The sequence below is a fragment of the Salinivirga sp. genome, from assembly GCF_035268865.1.
Lineage (GTDB): Bacteria > Bacteroidota > Bacteroidia > Bacteroidales > Salinivirgaceae > Salinivirga.
Genome location: NZ_DATFKB010000206.1, coordinates 1 through 3,016, shown reverse-complemented (window position 1 = coordinate 3,016; position 3,016 = coordinate 1). Strand labels below are relative to the sequence as shown.

At 39.3% G+C, this 3,016-nt stretch carries 2 protein-coding genes; one reads left to right on the top strand and one right to left on the bottom strand.

The genetic code is table 11. From position 1 onward, the window contains the following. Positions 1–301: 301 nt before the first annotated feature. Positions 302–1,747 carry a tyrosine-type recombinase/integrase gene (locus VJ937_RS12395; protein WP_324067566.1) on the bottom strand — a complete coding sequence of 482 codons (1,446 nt, stop codon included), beginning with the start codon at positions 1,745–1,747 and terminating at the stop codon, positions 302–304. Between the two features lie 394 nt (positions 1,748–2,141). Between VJ937_RS12395 and VJ937_RS12390 the strand changes: the two genes are divergently transcribed. Then, positions 2,142–2,531 carry a hypothetical protein gene (locus VJ937_RS12390; protein ID WP_057951652.1) on the top strand — a complete coding sequence of 130 codons (390 nt, stop codon included), beginning with the start codon at positions 2,142–2,144 and terminating at the stop codon, positions 2,529–2,531. Positions 2,532–3,016: the final 485 nt, after the last annotated feature.

The window sequence follows — 3,016 nt, the reverse complement described above, 5'->3', positions numbered from 1 at the left end:
GGAAAAGGGTAGGAGGTCAGCTTTTGAGGTTTTATTTAGCAGGCTTAAAACGACGAACAGTTTAATACGAAGTTAGTACTGACCGACCTTCGTTAGCGCGTGTTTTGGAAGAGCTGATCTTGATCTGTAATAGCCAAATTCGGGAGGGCCCACCAATGAGCAACGGATTTATTGAGAAATAAAAACCCGGATCAAACTATTAAAAAATGGCCTGTAACTACTGGATAAGCGCATGTGAATTGCATTTATATACATTATGTCATTACCCTGCAGCTTTATTTTTATCCAAAATTAAACATTATTATGAAATATCCAATCCATCTACCGGACTTTTAATTGTACGTAAATGTGCATTGCTTATGTGCGTATAAATCTCAGTCGTCTTGGAGTTGTTGTGCCCAAGCAAACCCTGTATATATCGCAAATCAGTGCCCGCTTCCAATAAATGTGTGGCAAATGAGTGACGCAATGTATGCGTGCCGCTATAAGGCTTTACACGCGATTTTTTTACTGCATTATTTAAAACCATACGCACACTTGAAGCAGAATATGCTCCACCAAACTGTCCCTCAAATAAAAACTCTTTTGGCCGGTAAGCCTTGTAATACGCCTCTATCAATTCAAGTGTTTTAGCACCCAAAATAGTATACCGGTCTTTTTTACCCTTGGCACATCGTATTCTCAATTGCATGCGATCTCTGTGAATATCCTCAGGCTTTAACTTTACCACCTCACTAACACGTAACCCGGCCGAATACATTATAGTAATAATCGCTTTATGCTTCAAATTATCAATATGCCTGATAATCTTGCTAACTTCCTCTAAACTCCATACTTTTGGCAACATTTTCTCTTTTTTAGGCCTTACAATACTATTCAATTCAAGCTCTGTACGAACAATTTCTCGGTAATATAATTTTATAGCATTTATACTGTGATGTATCTTATTGGTACTGCCACCTTCGGTTGATTTGAGATCCTCATGATATCTATTGATTTCCTTCGCACCAAATTTTTCAATCGTCTTTAAATTCAACCAGGGATATGAATTTATGAATCGTAAAAAATAATAATGATACGTGGCAATGGTGTTTTGCGAATAACTGCGCGAAATCATATATTTTAAATAATCAGTCGGACAACCTTTAAATCGTGATCCCTTTGCGTAAGCTTGTTCCATTAAAAGTTGAATAATAGCCACATCGCGTATAAGAACTTTTTGGTGAATGCTGATCTTTAGTTTTCCAGAAAACTCCTTGATAAACCTATGCAGCTGTCGCCGCGTAGCATCAAAATAAAATAGCTTTAGTTCCTCGTTGAACCTTAACCAGTCGCTTTTTTTTAATAAATTTTTTATTTCAGAATTATATTTAAAACGAATAAGGAAAAAGCTTTTGTTCCTGATTCTTTTGTTGATGATTAGCACAGAACCCAATTTTTTAGCCACAGAGAGCGGATTCCGAAAGCTCACATCTGAACGAATCTCTATGTTGTCAGCTGTTACAGCAGAAGCAGCCTCTAAATACTGAGTATTAACCACAGCAAAGCCAGCAAATAAATCCCTTAGCAGCGCCAAATTCGATTCAGTAAATTTCACCACATAGTGGCCAATTTGCTCGCTAAAACGAATCCAGTCATTCTGTTTTATCAACGTATTAACTGTTTCATTCGTTTTATAAATCAAAGCAATATAAGTTTTTTTATTGCCCGGATGCGATCGCTTGTTCAAATACACAATTGGTTTCATAGGCAAATTCATTTTAAGATTCGATAGAAAAGCAAAATGACAACCGCACCGTGGGGGTGTCGGCAACTAGTTGCCATTCTGCTATCGAGGTAATATAAGCGTGAATAATCATAAAATGATTAATGTTTTTGAACAAAACTATGGTCAAATCAAAAATAATACGTATTTTTAAACGAATATAAGCGAATATAAACGCATAAGTAAACAAAAATGATGAAACCTCCATGTTTAACCATTTAAACACACTTCGCCTTCGCGTAGCTTCGGCGGAGCAAGGCCCGAACATGATTACTTGGAGTATTATAGTCCAAAAGCTGTAAAACAGGTAATAGGAGGTTCCATCCCGATTGGCATCGGGACAGGTAATGACCACTTAAATCAAAATTATAAACATATGAAATCAAATAAACGTAAGTGTCTTTATTGTAATGATATATTGAAGGGTAGGAGTGATAAAAAATTTTGTAGCCCCGATTGCAAAAGTGCATATCACAACCAAAGAACAAACATACAAGAAGATTACATAAAAGCCATCAACAAACAACTGCGCAAAAATCGGTCGGCACTCAAAAAAGCCTGTCCATGGGGTAAAGCCACCGTACGCAAAGAATTTTTAAAACAAATGGGCATGGATTTTAAGCACCTTACACACACCTGGCGCACAGAAAACAACAACCTCTATTTCTTCTGTTATGATTATGGCTACATGCAAATCGATGACCCCAAAAAAGTGCTAATCATCCAAAAACAAGATTATATGGATAATCATACAAAAACAGGATAGCAATACAAAGCAGTTTCTCCCAATCAACCAATCACCTCACGCTCTCACCTCACAACTCTCACACACCCAACCAACCGTCCACGCCCCGAAGGGGCAACCAGCATCAACCCAGGGGCAACGCCCCGGGCACATACCCAACGCAGAAAATCGCCGCGTTTGGCAGCAATTACCTGTAAAAAACTTATCATCGGGGAAACATTCCCTTCACACGCCCTAACTGAGGGCACCATCGCTCGCTAAACCCAGAACACCAATTCACCAATCACCTCCCGCTCACAACTCACAACTCACTCACCCAATCACCCAATGGTCCACGCCCCAAAGGGGCAACCAGCATCAACCCGGGGGCAACGCCCCGGGCACATACCCAACGCAGAAAATCGCCGCGTTTGACAGCAATTACCTCCAATAACAGACATTATCGGCGGCACAACGAAAAGTAGAATATCAACCTACAAACCCATAAACTCCTTCGCACACCCTTG